The organism is Streptomyces sp. NPDC047917, assembly GCF_043204345.1.
GTDB classification, from domain to species: domain Bacteria; phylum Actinomycetota; class Actinomycetes; order Streptomycetales; family Streptomycetaceae; genus Streptomyces; species Streptomyces sanglieri.
This window is the reverse complement of record NZ_JBIDCA010000009.1, coordinates 225,205-242,410: the sequence shown is the minus strand read 5'-3', so window position 1 is coordinate 242,410 and position 17,206 is coordinate 225,205. Positions and strand designations below refer to the sequence as shown.

The 17,206-nt window shown below is 72.0% G+C and carries 17 protein-coding genes and 1 pseudogene; 13 read left to right on the top strand and 5 right to left on the bottom strand.

Going from position 1 to position 17,206, the window contains the following annotated elements; genetic code table 11:
- Positions 1 to 549: 549 nt before the first annotated feature.
- The 6 genes and pseudogenes from ACGF8B_RS23105 to ACGF8B_RS23080 all read left to right on the top strand — a co-directional run.
- Positions 550 to 1,590, top strand: coding sequence for a 3-oxoacyl-ACP synthase III family protein (locus tag ACGF8B_RS23105; protein WP_392741535.1), 1,041 nt, complete (start codon positions 550 to 552; stop codon positions 1,588 to 1,590).
- A complete protein-coding gene (locus tag ACGF8B_RS23100; protein WP_392741532.1) occupies positions 1,587 to 2,501 on the top strand; it encodes a 3-hydroxyacyl-CoA dehydrogenase family protein in 915 nt (304 codons plus the stop codon). Before ACGF8B_RS23105 ends, ACGF8B_RS23100 begins: the two co-directional genes overlap by 4 nt.
- On the top strand, positions 2,498 to 3,301 hold the full coding sequence (locus ACGF8B_RS23095; RefSeq protein WP_392741529.1) for an enoyl-CoA hydratase/isomerase family protein: 804 nt from the start codon (positions 2,498 to 2,500) through the stop codon (positions 3,299 to 3,301). Before ACGF8B_RS23100 ends, ACGF8B_RS23095 begins: the two co-directional genes overlap by 4 nt.
- The gene (locus ACGF8B_RS23090) at positions 3,298 to 4,077 is read left to right on the top strand and encodes a crotonase/enoyl-CoA hydratase family protein (protein WP_392741526.1); all 780 of its coding nucleotides are present in this window, start codon (positions 3,298 to 3,300) and stop codon (positions 4,075 to 4,077) included. The genes ACGF8B_RS23095 and ACGF8B_RS23090 overlap by 4 nt, the downstream gene beginning before the upstream one ends.
- A gap of 11 nt (positions 4,078 to 4,088) precedes the next feature.
- Entirely contained in the window at positions 4,089 to 4,850 is a 762-nt protein-coding gene (locus ACGF8B_RS23085; protein ID WP_392741523.1) for an SDR family NAD(P)-dependent oxidoreductase, read from the top strand.
- 229 nt (positions 4,851 to 5,079) lie between these two features.
- A pseudogene (locus ACGF8B_RS23080) lies at positions 5,080 to 5,364 on the top strand (4'-phosphopantetheinyl transferase family protein); the annotation flags it as partial.
- A gap of 147 nt (positions 5,365 to 5,511) precedes the next feature.
- Here ACGF8B_RS23080 and ACGF8B_RS23075 read toward each other — a convergent pair.
- Positions 5,512 to 6,186, bottom strand: a complete 675-nt coding sequence (locus ACGF8B_RS23075; RefSeq protein ID WP_392741520.1) for a response regulator transcription factor — start codon at positions 6,184 to 6,186, stop codon at positions 5,512 to 5,514.
- A gap of 76 nt (positions 6,187 to 6,262) precedes the next feature.
- Positions 6,263 to 6,889: a TetR/AcrR family transcriptional regulator gene (locus ACGF8B_RS23070; protein ID WP_392741517.1), complete on the bottom strand. Its 627-nt coding sequence runs from the start codon at positions 6,887 to 6,889 to the stop codon at positions 6,263 to 6,265.
- A gap of 106 nt (positions 6,890 to 6,995) precedes the next feature.
- Here ACGF8B_RS23070 and ACGF8B_RS23065 point away from each other — a divergent pair, with 106 nt between their 5' ends.
- Positions 6,996 to 8,171 carry an acetyl-CoA C-acetyltransferase gene (locus tag ACGF8B_RS23065; RefSeq protein ID WP_392741514.1) on the top strand — a complete coding sequence of 392 codons (1,176 nt, stop codon included), beginning with the start codon at positions 6,996 to 6,998 and terminating at the stop codon, positions 8,169 to 8,171.
- A 54-nt stretch (positions 8,172 to 8,225) separates the two neighbouring features.
- On the opposite strand, the gene ACGF8B_RS23060 is transcribed toward ACGF8B_RS23065, so the two are convergent.
- Complete coding sequence (locus ACGF8B_RS23060; RefSeq protein ID WP_392741511.1) at positions 8,226 to 9,206, bottom strand: DsbA family protein; 981 nt, start codon at positions 9,204 to 9,206, stop codon at positions 8,226 to 8,228.
- A 209-nt stretch (positions 9,207 to 9,415) separates the two neighbouring features.
- On the opposite strand from ACGF8B_RS23060, the gene ACGF8B_RS23055 reads away from it, so the two are divergent.
- Positions 9,416 to 10,201, top strand: a complete 786-nt coding sequence (locus ACGF8B_RS23055) for an SAM-dependent methyltransferase (protein WP_392741508.1) — start codon at positions 9,416 to 9,418, stop codon at positions 10,199 to 10,201.
- A 100-nt stretch (positions 10,202 to 10,301) separates the two neighbouring features.
- The gene (locus ACGF8B_RS23050; protein ID WP_392741506.1) at positions 10,302 to 11,462 is read left to right on the top strand and encodes a serine hydrolase domain-containing protein; all 1,161 of its coding nucleotides are present in this window, start codon (positions 10,302 to 10,304) and stop codon (positions 11,460 to 11,462) included.
- Positions 11,463 to 11,481: 19 nt separating this feature from the next.
- Here the strand turns inward: ACGF8B_RS23050 and ACGF8B_RS23045 are convergent, their stop codons facing one another.
- Positions 11,482 to 11,961 carry a GNAT family N-acetyltransferase gene (locus ACGF8B_RS23045; protein WP_392741503.1) on the bottom strand — a complete coding sequence of 160 codons (480 nt, stop codon included), beginning with the start codon at positions 11,959 to 11,961 and terminating at the stop codon, positions 11,482 to 11,484.
- Positions 11,962 to 12,011: 50 nt separating this feature from the next.
- Between ACGF8B_RS23045 and ACGF8B_RS23040 the strand changes: the two genes are divergently transcribed.
- Positions 12,012 to 12,827: an exodeoxyribonuclease III gene (locus ACGF8B_RS23040; RefSeq protein WP_392741500.1), complete on the top strand. Its 816-nt coding sequence runs from the start codon at positions 12,012 to 12,014 to the stop codon at positions 12,825 to 12,827.
- 106 nt (positions 12,828 to 12,933) lie between these two features.
- On the opposite strand, the gene ACGF8B_RS23035 is transcribed toward ACGF8B_RS23040, so the two are convergent.
- Positions 12,934 to 13,587 carry a MerR family transcriptional regulator gene (locus tag ACGF8B_RS23035; RefSeq protein WP_392742024.1) on the bottom strand — a complete coding sequence of 218 codons (654 nt, stop codon included), beginning with the start codon at positions 13,585 to 13,587 and terminating at the stop codon, positions 12,934 to 12,936.
- A 195-nt stretch (positions 13,588 to 13,782) separates the two neighbouring features.
- On the opposite strand from ACGF8B_RS23035, the gene ACGF8B_RS23030 reads away from it, so the two are divergent.
- Genes ACGF8B_RS23030 through ACGF8B_RS23020 form a run of 3 tightly spaced genes read left to right on the top strand, consistent with a single transcriptional unit; the run spans position 13,783 to position 17,179 of the window.
- Positions 13,783 to 15,321: a flavin-containing monooxygenase gene (locus tag ACGF8B_RS23030; RefSeq protein WP_392741498.1), complete on the top strand. Its 1,539-nt coding sequence runs from the start codon at positions 13,783 to 13,785 to the stop codon at positions 15,319 to 15,321.
- Entirely contained in the window at positions 15,318 to 16,289 is a 972-nt protein-coding gene (locus tag ACGF8B_RS23025) for an alpha/beta fold hydrolase (protein ID WP_392741495.1), read from the top strand. The genes ACGF8B_RS23030 and ACGF8B_RS23025 overlap by 4 nt, the downstream gene beginning before the upstream one ends.
- Positions 16,286 to 17,179, top strand: coding sequence for an SDR family oxidoreductase (locus ACGF8B_RS23020; protein WP_384750171.1), 894 nt, complete (start codon positions 16,286 to 16,288; stop codon positions 17,177 to 17,179). The genes ACGF8B_RS23025 and ACGF8B_RS23020 overlap by 4 nt, the downstream gene beginning before the upstream one ends.
- Positions 17,180 to 17,206 lie beyond the last annotated feature (27 nt).

Here is a 17,206-nt window from a genome sequence, read left to right as displayed (position 1 = left end):
CTTCCCCGCCGGCCCTCGACCCCGGTGAACAAGGGCGGCGGCCGCAGCGGTTGTATGCCCCGCCGGCCGGCCACGACAGTGGGGGCGGCCCAGCGAGAGCTCGATTCGTGCACGGGCCAATTCCGTGGGGCTGGAGAGACGGCCTCGAACACGAGGCATCCAGCGGACAGGACCCTAGGCAGGCCGGCCGCGACGGGCCATCCTCAACCACCCGGCCCGTTCCGGGCGGCACGAGTGGTCCGGTGACGGCGCCGGCCGGACTGCCCGAACGGACACCCGCGCCACCCCTGTCGGGGCGGTGGTGATGAGGCACGCGGAATGGCCGTTCCCGTGCGTCCCGCCCGCGGCGAGACTCCTGATCGTCGGGAGACGGCCGGACCGATCGCAACCCTGGCGCCCCGCCGGCCTGGCCCTTCGTCCGCTCGCGAACCGAGCGGACGGTCGTGCCCGTACGGGCCCACCGGCCCGTACGGTCCCCGCCCCGCCTCCCGGAACGTCCCCCTCCCCGTCACGTACCGCCCAGCGACTCGCCACAAGGAGCATCGCCCGATGGAAGACATTGCAGACAGCACCCGCCGCGGCGTAGGGATCCGAGCCATCGGCGGCTACCTGCCGGAGCGCGTGGTGACCAACGCCGAGCTGGAGCAGTCGCTCGACACCACCGACGCCTGGATCCAGGAGTTCATCGGCGTGAAGACGCGCCGTTGGTCCGCGCCCGAGGAGTGGACCTCGGACCTGGGCGCCGCGGCACTCCTCGACGCCTGCCGACGGGCGGGAGTCGATCCGGAATCGGTCGACCTGGTCATCTGCGGCACCTACACGCCCGATCACCACATCCCCGCCACGGCCGTGGCCATCATGGGCAAGCTCGGAATCCGGGGCGTGCCGGGATTCGACGTCAACAGCGGCGGTTGCCCCGGCGGCACCTTCGCCCTGGACGTCGGCGCCAAGTATGTGGCGTCCGGCGCCTATCGACGCGTCGCCGTCGTCCTGGCCGACGTCAACACGAAGATCTTCGACCCGGAGGACCGCACGGTCGGCGTCATCTTCGGGGACGGCGCCGCCTGCTATCTGCTGGAGCCGGCCACGACCGGTGCCGGCGTGGGCACGACCCTGCTGCGCAGCGACCCCACGGGCTACACCACCGCGTATGTGAAGCGGGAGAAGCGCACCTGGCCGGACGGCAGTCCCAAGCAGTCGGCCTTCGGCGACAACTTCGCCCACATGCACGGCCGCGGCGTACGGGACTTCGCGCTGGACCGGGTGCCGGGCTTCGTCGAGGAGCTCGTCAAGACCAACCATCTCGCCCTGGAGGACATCGACCTGATCGTCTTCCACCAGGCCAACTACCGCCTCATCCATGTGCTGATGGAACGTCTGGGTCTGCCGGTCGACCGCACGATGACCAACGTCCAGAAGTACGGAAACACCTCGGGCGCGGGCGTCCCGCTCGTGCTGCGGGAGGCGCTGGACAGCGGCCGGATCAAGGCCGGCAGCAACGTCGTCATCGTCTCGTTCGGCGCGGGCATGAGCCACGGGGGCACGGTCATCCGCTGGGCCGCCGAAGAGGACTTCGGGCCTGCCGCATGAGCGCCGTTCCCGCTACCGCGGCCCCGCCCGGCCCGGTGGCCGTCATCGGGGCGGGCACCATGGGGGCCGGTATCGCCCAGGTGGCGGCGGCCGCGGGCCGAGAAGTCGTCCTCTACAGCCGCACCCGCGCCACGCTCGACCGGTCCATGGCCACGATGGACGCCTCCCTGCGGCGGCTCGCCCGCAGGGAGAGCGCGACCCCGGAGGCCTTCGACACCGACCGGGTGCTCGGACGCGTCACGCTCACCACCGAGCTCGACGCGTGCTCCCCGGCCGCCGTGGTCATCGAGTCCGTGGCCGAGGAACTCGGTCTGAAGCGACGTCTGTTCGCCGAGCTGGACGGAATGTGCGCCGAGGCGCAGGTGCTGGCCACCAACACCTCGCAGCTGCGCATCGGCGAGATCGCCGCGGTCACCCGCCGTCCCGAGCGTGTGGTCGGGACGCACTTCTTCGCGCCGGTACCGGTCATGCGGCTGTGCGAGATCGTGCGGGGGCCGGCGACGTCGGACCGGACCGTGGAGGCGGTGTGCGCCTTCGCCGAGGAGATCGGCAAGCAGACGATCGTCGTCCACCACGACACCCCTGGCTTCGTCACCACCCGGCTGCTCTCGGTTCTCATACTGGAGGCGATCCGCATGGTGGAGGACGACACCTGCAGCGCGGCCGACATCGATCTGGCCTGCCGGCTGGGGTTCGGCCATCCCATGGGGCCACTCGCCTCGGTCGATCTGAGCGGACTGGACGTCTTCCACTCCGTGGCCAAGGGCCTGCACGACACCACGGGCAACCCGTTGTACGAGGTCCCCGCCCTGCTCGGTGAACTCGTCGCCGCCGGCCACCACGGGCGCAAGACGGGCCGCGGCTTCCACGCGTACGCCGGGCCGGACCCGGCGGGGAGCGACCGCCCATGAACGAGCCGCGCGAGCGCGCCTTCACCAGGCTCGACGTCGAATGGGACCACGGCATCACGCATGTGACGCTGCGTCGCCCGGAGCACCGCAACGCCATCGATCTGCGGATCGCACAGGAGCTGCTGGAGGTCTGCGTGGACGAGCGGACGGCCACCGGCCGCTGTGTCCTGCTGGACGGGGCGGGCGACCACTTCTGCGTCGGGGGCGACCTGAAGTCCTTCCGGGCACAGCCAGACCTCCCCAACCACCTGATGCAGGTGACGAGTTACCTGCACGCGGCGATCGTCCGGCTGGCCGCCATGCCGGCTCCGCTGGTGGTGGCGGCCCGTGGACACGTCGCGGGAGCCGGCCTGGGACTGGCCTGCCTCGCCGATGTCCTGCTGACCGAAGAGGGGTCGACGTACCGGGCGGCCTACGGCGCCATCGGGCTCACCCCCGACGCGTCGACCAGCCATCTGCTGCCCCGGCTGGTCGGACTGCGCCGGGCCCAGCGCATGACGCTTCTGGGCCATGTCGTGGACGCCGAAGAGGCCGAGCGCTGGGGGCTGTCCAGCGAGACGGTGCCCCGCGGACGACTGCGGGAACGGGCGTGGGAGGTCGCCACCCGGCTCGCCGCCGGCCCCACCGTGGCGTTCGACGAGACCAACCGGCTGCTGCGGACCGCCTTCGCCCGGACCCTGGGCGACCAGCTGGAGGACGAGTCCAGGACCCTCAGCGCCGTGGCCGCGACGCCCGACGCGCTGGAGGGTGTCTCCGCCTTCACCGAACGCCGTGACGCCGTGTACGGGGGGCGGCGATGACCGACCCCGTCCTGCTCGTCGAGCGGCGCGGACCCGTTGCCGTGCTGACCCTCAACCGCCCGGCCGCACGCAACGCGGTCGACTCCGCGCTCGCGGCACGGCTCGGCCGCGCCCTCGAACTTCTCGACGCCGACCCGGAGCTGAGGGTGGGCGTGCTCGCCGGAGCGGGCCCGGCCTTCTGCGCCGGAGCCGATCTCAAGGCATTGGCGGCCGGGGAACCGGTGCACGATCCGGAGCACCCGGAGTGGGGCTTCGCCGGGATCACCCGTCACCCGCTGCGCAAGCCCCTCGTCGCGGCGGTGGAGGGTGCCGCACTGGGCGGCGGTACGGAGATCGTGCTCTCCTGCGATCTGGTCGTCGCCGGTGCCGAGGCGCGGTTCGGTCTGCCGGAGGTGACCCGGGGCCTGCTCGCCGGAGCGGGAGGGCTCGTCAGGCTGCCGCGGCAGATCCCCGTTCGGGCGGCGATGGAGGCCGCGCTGACCGGGGAGTCCGTTCCGGCCGGTACGGCGAGGGAATGGCACCTGATCAACCGGCTCGTCCCGGCGGGTGAAGCGCTGGCGACCGCGCTCGTCCTCGCGGAGCGGATCGCGGCGAACGCCCCCCTGTCGGTCCGGGCCGGCAAGCGGCTGGTGCGGCTGGCCGCGACAGGCTGCCCCGAGTCCGAGCTCTGGGCCGAGAACGACGAGTGGAGTGCCGCCCTCCTGGCGTCCCGCGACGCCGGGGAGGGCCTTCGGGCTTTCGCGGAACGCCGGACACCGGTCTGGACCGGGCACTGAGAGGGAGCGGCATGGACATCGAGGGAAACGTCGCGCTGGTCACCGGGGGAACCTCCGGTCTTGGACTTGCCACGGTCCGGCGGCTCGCCGCCTGCGGGGCCCGGGTGGTCTTCCTGGGGCGGTCGGCCGAGCGGGCGGAGAAGGTTCTGGCGGACCTCGGCGATGCCGCGGTCTTCGTACCGGGGGACGTCACCCGTACCGAGGACGTGGCCGGCGCGGTCGGCAGGGCCGTGTCGCTGGGGCGCCTCGGAGCGGTGGTGTGCTGTGCGGGTGTGGCACTGCCCGGCCGCACGGTCGGCCGGGACGGCCCGCTGCCCATGGAGACCTTCGAGCAGGTGGTCCGCGTGAACCTGCTGGGGACCTTCGACACGGTCCGGCTCGGTGCCCTGGCCATGGCGCGGAACGAACCGGTGGACGGGGACCGCGGCGTGGTGGTGTGCACGTCTTCGATCGCGGCGTACGAGGGCCAGGAGGGGCAGGTCGCCTATACCGCGTCCAAGGCGGCGGTGGCGGGGATGACCCTGCCGCTGGCCCGCGACCTCGCCCGGCACGCGATCCGCGTGGTCACCATCGCGCCGGGGCTGTTCGAAACACCCATGGTCGAGGGGCTCTCGCGCCCGGCCCGCGAGGCACTCACCCGGCAGACCCCCCATCCGGTGCGCCTGGGACGGCCCGAGGAGTTCGCGTCACTCGTGTCGCACGTCGTCGAGAACCCGATGTTCAACGGCGAAGTCGTACGGCTCGACGGGGCGGTGCGCCTTGGCCCGATCTAGGCACGGCTCCGCGCACATCTGGTACGCCCGCCCGTCGGCGGGGCGGCAGGACCGGGCCGCACTGCTGACTCTTCTGTCGGAGGAGGAGCTGACCCGCCACGCCCGGCTGCCGGAGCCGCTGAGGGCCTCGTACGTCACCGCGCACGCGCTGCTGCGCCTGGCCGTGGTGGAGCATCCGGGCGGTCCGGGCGGCCTCGCGCTCCGGGACGTCCCGCTCGGCCGGAACGCCATGGGGCAGCCCCGGGTGGACGGGGCACCACAGCTGCACGTCAGTCTCTCCCACACCGCGGGAGGCGTCCTGGCGGCTTGTTCCGCCGGCCCGGTCGGGGTCGACATCGAGCGCGTCAGACCGCTGACCGGGAGGGACGCACTGGCCGGGAGGGTATTCGGACCGGCCGGCCTCGCCCGTTGGCGGGCCACGCCCGGCGAGTGCCGGGATTCCACGCTGCTGAAGTGCTGGACGTGCAAGGAGGCCGTGCTGAAGGCCGCGGGGACGGGCCTGATGGGAGGGCTCTCACGCGTGCGGCCGGGGCCCGGTCCGGGGAGCTGGCTGGCGCCGGACGCACGGGGACGGGAGTACGGCGTACGCCCGTGGCGCACCGCGGCACTGCCGGTGGACCCGTCGCACGTCGCCGCGGTGGCCGTCGCCGCGCCGGACGGGTCAGACGAGCCCTTCCTGGAGGGCGAGGGCCACCGCGAGCGTGCGGTTCGGGGAGTTGAGCTTGGCCAGCAGGTTGGTGACGTGCCGTTTGGCGCCGTGTTCCGAGATGCCGATACGTCGGGCGATCTGCTTGTTGCTGAAGCCCTGCGCCAGGAGCGCGAGGACCTGCTGCTCGCGGGGGGTGAGCGAGGCCTTGCGCACCGAACCGGATGAGACCGGCCCGCGTACCCGGGCCATCAGACTGCGGGCCATTCCCGTCGGCAGGGGCATGTCACCGCCCTCCAGTTTGGCGATGGCCTGCTCAAGGCTCGACGCGGTGAGTTCCGACTGCATGAGAAATCCGTGCGCGGACAGCATGACCGCTTCGTCGATGGCTTCCAGCCGGAGATCCTCCAGCAGCAGCAGGATGCGTGCGCCGTGCTCCTCGGCGTCCTTCACGAGCGCCGGCGCCAGTGGGCTGGAGCCCTGGCACATCACGATCCCGGGCCGCCGCTCACCCATCAGCTCACGCGCGGCGATGGGGCCACTGCACGACCACACCCGGGCGACCGAGGGGAGGTCCCGCAGCATGTTGAAGACGCCGCACCGGACCAGCTCGCTCTCCAGCGCGACGAGTACGGATATTCGGGGCGGCGAGGTCTGTTCCTCCGGCCGGTTCTGCAGCTCGTCCAGCATCTTCCATTCGCAATCTGTTCGGATTGGACAGGGGCGGGGAGGGGGTGCCCTGCGCATACGTGGAAGTGCGGCGACGTCATGCCCGCCCTTGGATCATGGACCACGTCAGGTGCGAGAGACGTTGTACGGCGGCGTCGGCGGAGTCCTTGTCGGTGTCGAACTCGCCCTGCGCCCACCGGGAAATGAGGGCGACCAGTCCGCCGCTCACGTAATGGGCGCGGGCCAGCAGATCGCCCTCGGCCGGATTCTCCGTGTCGGTGGCGGTGAGCTGCTCGTACCAGGCCTGGGCGAGCCGGCGCTGCAGACGTGCGATGAAGCGCGGGCTGCCGTCCTCGCCCAGCATGCGTCCGTACAGGGCCCGGTGCCGGTCGACATGGGTGAACAGCTTGACGAGGTGCCCGGGGGCGGGGTCCGACTCCCCGGTGGGCAGGCCCGCTGCCGCGGTCAGCCGGCAGGCGCGTACGGCATCGACGATCCCGCTCATGGTGCTGTCGGTCGCGTCGAGGAGCAGGTCCTCCCGGTCCTTGTAGTGGAGGTACACCGTTGCCCGGTTGACCTCGGCCCGCTCCGCGATGTCGGCCATCGTGACCGTGTCCAGGTCACGCTCCGTCGACAGGTCCAGGACGGCTCGGCGCAGCTGCGCTCTGGTGCGCCGGGCGCGGGGGTCCCGCGAGGCGCCACGTGTGTTCGACGTGTTCTGCATGAGCCCAGTTTTCCACGACCCGTGACGCTAAAGCAACACGTGTCGCTTACTTTACGGGAGTCGCACAGTGCGGCCTTCCCCGTCGGCCCCACCGAGGAGCATGGAAATGCGTACAACGAACGAGGCGTACATCATCGACGCGGTCCGCTCTCCGGTGGGTCGCCGCGGCGGCGCGCTGGCCGGGGTCCACTCCGCCGATCTGGCCGCCCATTCCCTCTCGGCCCTGATGGACCGAACCGGCGTGGACCCGGCCGCGGTCGACGACGTGTACCTCGGCTGCCTGGACCAGATCGGTTCGCAGTCGGGCGACATCGCGCGCACCGGCTGGCTGGCCGCCGGACTCCCGGAGTCCGTTCCCGGGGTCACCATCGACCGGCAGTGCGGTTCCTCCCAGCAGGCCGTGCACTTCGCGGCCCACGCGGTCATGAGCGGGCAGTCCGGACTCGTGGTGGCCGGCGGTGTGCAGAACATGTCGCAGATCCCGCTGACCGCCGCTGCCATCGTCGGCAAGGACTTCGGTATGCCCGACCCGTACTCGGGCTCGCGCGGGTGGCGCAAGCGCTACGGGAACGAGCCCGTCACCCAGTTCCACGCCGCGGAGAAGATGGCCCGTCACTGGGGGATCGACCGTGCCGACATGGAGCGTTTCGCCCTGGACAGCCACCGCAAGGCGGTGACCGCGATCGACAGCGGCTGGTTCGACCGCGAGATCGCCCCGTACGAGGACGACGAGACCTCTCTCCTCATGGACGAGGGGCCGCGCCGTGACACGACCCCGGAGTCCATGGCGAAGCTGAAGACGCTGTCGCCGACAGGGAGGCTGACGGCCGCCACCTCGTCGCAGATCGCGGACGGCTCGGCCGCCCTGCTGATCGCCTCGGAGGCGGCCGTCCGGGAGCACGGCCTCACGCCGCGGGCCCGGATCCATCAGATGACCGTGGTCGGCGACGACCCCATCATGATGCTGAGCGCCCCCATTCCCGGCACGCGCAAGGCGCTGGAGCGGGCCGGTCTGACGACCGGCGACATCGACGCGGTGGAGATCAACGAGGCCTTCGCGCCGGTCGTCCTCGCATGGCTGCGGGACGTGGACATCGCTCCGGAGCGGGTCAATCCGTGCGGCGGCGCCATCGCCCTGGGGCACCCGTTGGGCGCGACCGGCGCCCGGCTCATGACGACACTGCTGCACCAGCTGGAGCGCACCGGCGGCCGGTACGGCCTGCAGACGATGTGCGAGGGGGGCGGTCAGGCGAACGTCACCATCATCGAGCGGCTCGGCTGACCCCGCCGCGCGGGAGGGGGCCGGCCGCCCGGCCCGCCCCCTCCCGCACCGGTGTCAGCGCTCGTAGGCGGGGGTCATGGCCGCGGCGACGCGCAGGTGCACGGCCGCCTCGGCGTCCCTGCCCCGGCGCTCCAGCGTGCGCCCCAGCAGCAGACGGGCGTAGGAGTCGTCCGGCGACTCGGCCACCAGCCGCTCCAGAACGGTCTCGGCCCTGTTCAGCTGGGCGGAGCGGAAGTAGGCGCGTCCGGCCAGCAGCCGGACGCCGCGGTCCTCCCCCTGCTCCTCCAGCAGCGGCGCCAGCAGGGTGAGACAGCCCAGCGGGTCGCCGAGGTCGAGGAGGGCCTCCGCCTGGCGGAAGCGTTCGACCTCGGCGGGCACCTCCCGCTCCTTCCTGCCTTCGCCGTGGCGCAGGAACTCGGCGATGGCCTCGGCCGGTTGGGCCCCCGTGAGGGAGTGGCCCGCGATCACGAGCGTCGGCGAGGACTTCACGCCCCGGGCCTTCCCGGAGAGCAGTGACTCGCGGACGGTCCTGTCACCCGCGCCCTCGCTCAGCAGCGTCCCGCCCTGCGGGAATCCGGCCTGCCGGGCGATGTCGGCGAGCACCTCATGGGCGCTGATGTCCCGGCCCTCGACGAAGTGGGCCCGCATGACGCCCTCCGCGACGGCACCCTGGACGAGCGGGCCGGCGGAGTCGAGGGCGAGCGCCAGGAGCCGGTGAGCGGCATGGCTGTCGGCCCGCCAGGCCGCACCCCACCGCGGGCCGATTCCCTCCTCCGCGGCGATGCGTGACACCCGCACACGGTTCTCGGCCGGCGACACCCCCGGAGCGCACTGGCTCAGCGCGGCGTCCACCACGGGGTCGCGCAGCTCCTCGGACAGCGGCACCGCGCGTTCGGGAGCCATGGGGTCGATGCGGAAGGGGCGCCAGACCACCTCCGCCCGGATCTCCGGCGAGTCGGCGAGCGCCCGCTCCAGGCGGCGCTTGCCGATGTAGGCCCAGGGGCAGACGACATCCGCCCAGACTTCGACTCTCATGCGGGCATGTTATTCGACATGAGTCGCGTACGCGACTCATGTCGAACAAATGGCTCGTGGCGGCGGCACCGGCGGCGGGCGCCCCCGCGCCCCGGTGGTCCGTCGCGCGGAAATGCGCCACCGGGGCCGGAAGTTGGGGCGGGGCGCGCGTCGCCTACGCTGGAAGCGCTTACCCGCTCATGTTTTCTCCGTACCGAGAGGAGCGCCCAGTGACGGTCGACAAGCCCGAGCTCCGGATCGACACCAGTAAGCCCCATCCCGCGCGCGTCTACGACTGGCTCCTGGGCGGCAAGGACAACTATCCGGTCGATCAGCAGGTGGCGGAGCGGCTGCCCGCTCAGGCGCGGGGCAACGCGGCGCGGAACCGGGCCTTCATGCACCGGGCCTCCGCCTGGCTGGCGCGCAACGGGGTCGATCAGTTCCTCGACATCGGTACCGGCATCCCCACCGAGCCCAATCTGCACCAGGTGGTCCAGGACATCACGCCGTCCGCCCGGATCGTCTACGCGGACAACGACCCGATCGTCCTGCGGCACGCGGAGGCGCTGCTGATCAGCAGGCCGGAGGGGGCCACCGACTACATCCACGCGGATGTGCGGCAGCCGGAGGCGATCGTCGAGCACGCCCGGGGACTGCTGGACTTCGACCGGCCGGTCGCCCTGTCCCTGATCGCGCTGCTGCACTTCCTGCCGGACGACGAGGACCCGTACGGCATCACCCGCACCCTGGTCGACGCGTTGCCGCCGGGCAGCTTCCTGGTGCTCTCGCACGGCACGGCCGACCAGCACCCGGAGCTCAAGGACGAGACCGAGGCCACGTACAAGAAGGGGGCGATCCCGCTGCGGATGCGCACCCGGAGCGAGGTGGAGCCCTTCTTCGAGGGGCTGGAACTCGTCGATCCCGGGCTGGTCTTCGCCACTCAGTGGTACCGCGAGGAGCCCGCGCCCGTGCAGGAGCGCAGCGGCTTCTACGTGGGCGTCGGCCGGGTGCGCTGAACCCGGGCCCACGAGTCGCGGGCCGACGAGTTCCGGGCCGATGAGTTCCGGGCGGTGCGGCGGTCCTTCTTTCCGGGAGCATGAACGGGAAGGTGGAGCGATGACCGAACTGAACGATGTCCTGAACGAGTACGTCGGCGACGGGGCGGCGCCCGGTGCCGTGGGGCTGGTGGCCCGGGGGGACCGGGTCGAGGTGGTGGCCGTCGGATCGGCCGATGCGCGGGGCACGGTCCCGATGGGCCGGGACTCGATCTTCCGCATCGCGTCGATGACCAAGCCCGTCGTCGCCGCCGCGGCCATGATGCTGGTCGAGGAGGGCCGGATCGCGCTGAACGAACCGGTCCGGCAGTGGCTGCCGGAGCTGGCGGCACCGGTGGTGGTCCGTACGCCGTCCTCCCCGGTCGACGACGTGGTTCCGGCCGAGCGGGTCATCACGGTGGAGGACCTGCTCACCTTCCGGGCCGGGTACGGCTTCCCGTCGGACTTCTCGCTGCCCGCGGTCGGGCTGCTGTTCAGTGAGCTGAAGCAGGGGTCGCTGGAGCCGCAGCTCGTCCCGGCGCCGGACGCGTGGATGGACGCGCTGTCCCGTGTCCCGCTGCTCCACCAGCCGGGGGAGGGGTGGCTGTACAACACCTGCTCCGACATCCTCGGGGTGCTGATCGCCCGGGTCTCGGACCGGTCGCTGCCCGAATTCCTGGCGGAGCGGCTGTTCGGGCCGCTGGGCATGGCCGACACCGGATTCGTCGTGCCGGCGGCGAAGGCCGGCCGGTTCACCAGTTTCTACCGGGCCGATCCGGAGGGCGGCGGGCTCCGGATCGCCGACGGTCCGGGCGGGCAGTGGAGCAGCATGCCCGCGTTCCCGTCCGGTGCCGGCGGGCTGGTCTCGACCGCCGACGACTGGTACGCCTTCGCCCGGATGCTGCTCGCCGGGGGAGAAGGGGGGAGCGGCGGCGTGCGCCGGCTGCTGTCGCGGGACTCGGTGCGGCTGATGACCACCGATCATCTGACCCGGGCGCAACGGGACAGCGGCGCGCTGTTCCTGGAGGGCCAGGGCTGGGGGTACGGCGGGTCGGTGGACGTCGAGGCCGTCGATCCCTGGAACGTTTTGGGGCGCTACGGCTGGGTGGGCGGCACGGGAACGGCGGGACACCTCACACCGGCCACCGGCACCGTCTCCGTTCTGCTGACCCAGCTGGCGATGACCGGACCGACCCCGCCCGCGTCGATGCGGGCGTTCTGGCGGTACGCCGCCGACGCCTGACGGCCCGGGCGTACGGCCGCTACCGCAGCGGCTTGGCGAAGCAGAGGCTGCTCTCGTACGTGCGGTAGTGGCCGAACTTCTCGCAGGGGACGTAGCCGCTGGACGTGTACAGCGCGATCGCCTCGGGCTGCTGGTCCCCGGTCTCCAGCACCATGCGGGCCCGGCCCGCCGCCCGCGCGTCGTCCTCCAGGGCGGCCAGGATGCGGCGGGCCAGTCCGTTGCCCCGGCCCTCGGGTATCACGAACATCCGCTTGAGCTCGGCGTCGCCGTCCGAGTAGCCCTCGTCGTTGCGGTCCTGGGTGCGCCAGCCGCCGGTGGCGACGGGGCGGTCCCGGGCGTCGTAGGCGAGGAGGTACAGGCCGTTCGGCGGCTCGAACATCGTGGGGTCGAGCGGTGTGACATCGCCCTCGTCCCCGTACCGCTCGGCATATTCGAGCTGCACCTGGTCGTTGAGTCTGACGGCATCGGGGTGGTCGAAGGACCGAGGGTGGATAATCATGCGGATTATGGTACATGTATGCGTGAGTTGAATGTCGGTATCGTGCCGGGATGCTGACTGTCACCACCGTCAATGTGAACGGGCTCCGCGCCGCCGCCAAGAAGGGCTTCGTCGAGTGGCTGGCCCTGACCGAAGCCGATGTGATCTGCCTCCAGGAGGTACGGGCCGAGCCGCAGCAGCTGCCCGAAGAGGTGCGTGAGCCGGTCGGCTGGCACACCGTGCACGCGCCGGCCGCCGCCAAGGGCCGGGCCGGGGTCTCCCTCTATCTGCGGCGTGCGCCGGAGCGCGTGCAGATCGGGTTCGGCGGGTTCGGGGACGCCGGGAGCGAGGAGTTCGACGCGAGCGGGCGGTACGTGGAGGTCGACCTGCCGGGCGTCACGGTCGCGAGCCTGTATCTGCCCTCCGGCGAGGTCGGGACCGAGAAGCAGGACGAGAAGGAGCGGTTCATGGCCGCGTTCCTCCCGTATCTGAAGGGCCTGAGGAAGCGCGCCGCGGCCGACGGCCGCGAGGTGGTGGTCTGCGGCGACTGGAACATCGCCCACCAGGAGGCGGACCTCAGGAACTGGAAGGGCAACAAGAAGAACTCCGGCTTCCTCCCCGAGGAGCGGGAGTGGCTGACCCGGGTCTTCGACGAGGCCGGGTACATCGATGTCGTACGGGCGCTGCACCCCGACGTGGAGGGGCCGTACTCGTGGTGGTCCTACCGGGGGCGGGCCTTCGACAACGACACCGGCTGGCGGATCGACTACCAGGTGGCGACGCCGGGACTGGCCGGGCGCGCGGTGAAGGGCTGGGTCGAGCGGGCCGCGACGCACGGTGAGCGGTGGAGCGACCACGCGCCGGTGACGGTGGTCTTCGAACAGTAGAGCGTGCGAACGAGGTGAGTGCCGGGCGGTCCGGGCCGGGAAGTATCCCGGCGTGCGATCGAGATCGAGAGAGTCCGCCCGGCAGCGGTCTTCGCGTGACCGCCCGTCAGGGTGCGGGGTCCGGCGGCGGTTCACCGGCGCCTTCGCGGCGCAGCCGCCGGTCCAGTGCCATGGACAGCTCGGCGTCCACCACCGCGCGGGCCAGCGGCCGCAGCTGCGGCGGCTCGGTCTCGTCGTCGCCCCGGCCCTCCAGGACGCCGGTGAAGAGTTCGGCGAGCGCGTCGGCGTGCTCACGGACCCGGCGGCCGGCCGCCAGCACGGTGGCGAGCGGCACTCCCTCGCGCACCAGCTGGGACGACACCTCCAGCAGGCGGCGGCTGATGTGGACGATCTCGTCGCCGTCGGTGGCGAGATATCCCAGTTCGAGGGCGGCGGCCAGATTCTCGGGGGTGGTCTCGCCCTCGAAGTAGTCCGCGAGCTGCTCGGGGGTGAGGCGCACCGGGGTCTCCTCGGTCGGCTCGCCCAGGCCCAGCACCTCGGCGACATCGCGGCCGCTCTCGAAGGTGCGGGCGAGATCGGCGATGCCGGTGAGGGTGTGGCCGCGTTCCAGCAGGCCGGTGATGGTGCGCAGCCGGGCCAGGTGGTGGTCGTCGTACCAGGCGATGCGCCCCTCGCGGCGGGGCGGCGAGATCAGCCCGCGCTCACGGTAGAAGCGCACGGTCCGCACCGGGATGCCGGCCTCCTTGGCCAGCTCCTCCATGCGGTATTCGCGGTGCTCGCGTCCTTCGGCCACCCCCGCACCCTACCGGCCCCGCCGGCGGCCCGGGCCGCTTGTTGTACCGCCGGTAACTTTCCCCTGCCGCACCCCTACCCATTGGTACGGAGCTGCTCTACTCTCCCAACAATGCCAGTGATTGCTGGCAGAGTCGTGTGACGTACCGCGGGAGGCGGCAGCATGGCCCAGCACGAGCACGTACGAGTGGCGGTGATCGGATCCGGATTCGGGGGCCTCGGGGCCGCGGTCCGGCTGCGCCGCGAAGGCATCACGGACTTCGTCGTCCTGGAGCGGGCCGATTCCGTCGGTGGCACCTGGCGCGACAACAGCTATCCGGGCTGCGCCTGCGACGTACCGTCCCACCTGTACTCGTTCTCGTTCGCACCCAACCCCGAGTGGCCGCGCACCTTCTCCGGGCAGGAGCACATCCGCGCCTACCTGGAGCACGTCGCGGACACCTTCGGGCTGCGCCCGCACCTCCGGCTGAGCCATGAAGTGACGATTATGCGCTGGGAGCGCGAGGAGCTGCACTGGGTCATCGAGACGGCGAACGGGGCCCGCTTCACGGCCGACGTCGTGGTCTCCGCGACCGGTCCGCTCTCCGACCCGAAGACGCCGGACATACCCGGCCTCGCCGACTTCCCCGGCAAGGTCTTCCACTCGGCCCGCTGGGACCACGACGCCGATCTGACCGGCAAGCGCGTCGCCGTGATCGGCACCGGCGCCTCCGCCATCCAGATCGTGCCCGCGATCCAGCCGAAGGCCGGCAGCCTGACGCTCTTCCAGCGCACCCCGCCCTGGGTCATGCCGCGCATGGACCGGAAGATCAGCGGCGCCGAGCGCTGGCTGCACCGCGCCCTGCCGGTCACCGGCACGGCCCGCCGCGGACTGCTCTGGGGCATAAGGGAGTTGCAGGTCAGCGCCTTCACCAAGCACCCGGGCGAGCTGGGTCTGGTCGAGAGCATAGCCAAGGCCAACATGGCGCGGGCGATCAAGGACCCGGAGCTGCGGGCCAAGCTGACCCCCTCGTACCGCATCGGCTGCAAGCGCATCCTGCTCTCCAGCGCCTACTACCCGGCGCTGGCGCAGCCCAACGTGGACGTGGTCGCCTCCGGCCTGGCCGAGGTGCGCGGCTCCACGCTGGTCGCCTCCGACGGTACGGAGACCGAGGCGGACGCGATCATCTTCGGCACCGGATTCCACGTCACCGACATGCCGATTGCCGAGCGCGTGGTGGGCGCGGACGGCATCACGCTCACCGAGTCCTGGAAGGACGGCATGCAGGCGCTGCGCGGCGCCAGCGCCGCCGGCTTCCCCAACTGGATGACGATCATCGGCCCCAACACCGGGCTCGGGAACTCCTCGATGATCCTGATGATCGAGTCCCAGCTGAACTACATGGCCGACTACCTGCGCCAGCTGGACGTGCTGGGCGGGCGCGTCGCGCTCGACGCGCGGACCTCGGCGGTCGGGTCCTGGAACCGCCGCGTCCAGGAGCGGATGAAGCGCACCGTGTGGAACACCGGCGGCTGCAACAGCTGGTACCTGGACGCCAACGGGCGCAACACCACGGTCTGGCCGGGCACCACCGCCGAGTTCCGCAGGGCGACGCGGCAGGTCGACCTCTCGGAGTACGAGGTCGTACGGGTACCGAAGCAGGCCCCCGCCGCAAAGGAACCGGCAGCCGGGAAGGCCGTCGCCGAGGAGGTCGTGGGATGAGCCGGCTGCTTCGGCGCGACGGCGCACCTCCGGTCCCCACGCGCGAACTCACCGTGCGCTCCGCCGACGGCGCCCGCATCCACGTCGAGGTGCACGGCCGCGACGGCGCCCCGGCCGTGGTCCTCGCGCACGGCTGGACGTGCAGCACCCGCTTCTGGGACGCGCAGACCAGGGACCTCGCGGCGGACCACCGGGTCGTCGTCTACGACCAGCGCGGCCACGGCGGCTCGCCCGCGGTCGCCCCCGGGGGATGCGGCACCGACGCCCTCGCCGACGACCTCGAAGCGGTGCTGGCCGCCACCCTGGAGCCGGGTGAGAGGGCCGTGCTCGGCGGGCACTCCATGGGCGGCATGACGATCATGGCCGCCGCCCGGCGGGCCGGTCTGCGCGAGCACGCGGCCGCCGTACTGCTGTGCAGCACCGGGAGTTCGCGGCTGCCGCACGAGTCGACGGTGGTACCGGTGCGGGCCGGTTCGGTGCGGACCCGGATGACCCGGGGGATCCTCGTGGCGTCGGCCCCGCTGGGGCCGGTCACGCCGATTACCCGGCGGGTGCTCAAGTACGCCACGATGGGAGCGGGGTCGGCCCCGGAGCGGGTGGATGCCTGCGCCCGGATCGTGCACGCCTGCCCGAGGAAGGCCCGGGCCGCCTGGGGGCGGGTCCTCGCGGACCTCGATCTCGACGCGGGCGTACGGGAGTTGCGGGTGCCCACGGCGGTGATCGCGGGTACGGCGGACCGGCTCACCCCGATCGGGCACGCCCGCGCGATCGCGGCCGCGCTCCCCGACGGCCTGGGGCTCACCGAACTGACGGGCCTGGGCCACATGACGCCGGTGGAGGCGCCGGAGGCGGTCACGGCGAAACTCCGGGAACTGGTCGCCGCGTACCTCCCGGCGGGTGCGGACGCGGGCACGAAGACGGATTCGAGTGCGGGCACGGGTACGGCCGAGAAGGAGGAGGTCGCATGAGCGGCAGCAGGAGTCTCGAAGGACAGGTCGTCGTCGTCACGGGCGCGGCGCGCGGCGTGGGCGAACTGCTGGCCCGCAAGCTCTCGGCGCGCGGCGCGAAACTCGCGCTGGTCGGGCTGGAGCCGGACGAGCTGAAGAAGGTCTCCGAGCGGCTGCACTCGGAGAGCGACCACTGGTTCGCGGACGTCACCGACCACGAGGCGATGGCGCGGGTCGCCCAGGAGGTCAAGCAGCGGTTCGGGAAGATCGACGTCGTCGTCGCCAACGCCGGGGTCGCCGCGGGCGGACCGTTCGTCGACTCGGACCCGGACGCGTGGCGCCGGGTCATCGAGGTCAACCTGATCGGCGGCGCGGTGACCGGGCGGGCGTTCCTGCCGGTGCTGATGGAGAGCCGGGGTTACTTCCTCCAGATCGCCTCGCTCGCGGCGATGACGCCGGCGCCGATGATGACCGCGTACTGCGCGTCCAAGTCGGGCGTGGAGGCGTTCGCGCACAGCCTGCGGGCCGAGGTCGCCCACCGGGGCGTGAAGGTCGGGGTCGGCTATCTGTCCTGGACGGACACGGACATGGTGCGGGGCGCCGACCAGGACGACGTGATGCGCGAACTGCGCCAGCGGCTGCCCTGGCCGGCGAACCGCACGTACCCGCTTGGCCCCGCCGTCGACCGGATCGTCGCCGGTGTCGAGCGCCGCTCCCCGCACGTGTACGCGCAGTGGTGGCTGCGCGGGATGCAGTCCGTACGGGGCTACCTGCCCTCGCTGATAGGCGTCGTCGGGCAGCGGGAGGTCCGGAAGTTCGGATCGCGGCTGGACAGTGTGAGCAAGGGCCTCGTGGGCGCCGGGGGCGCCGCCGACCAGGACGCGAGGGCGGCGGCTACGCAGCGTAAGTGATCGACATGCGGTGGATGCCGGGTCCTG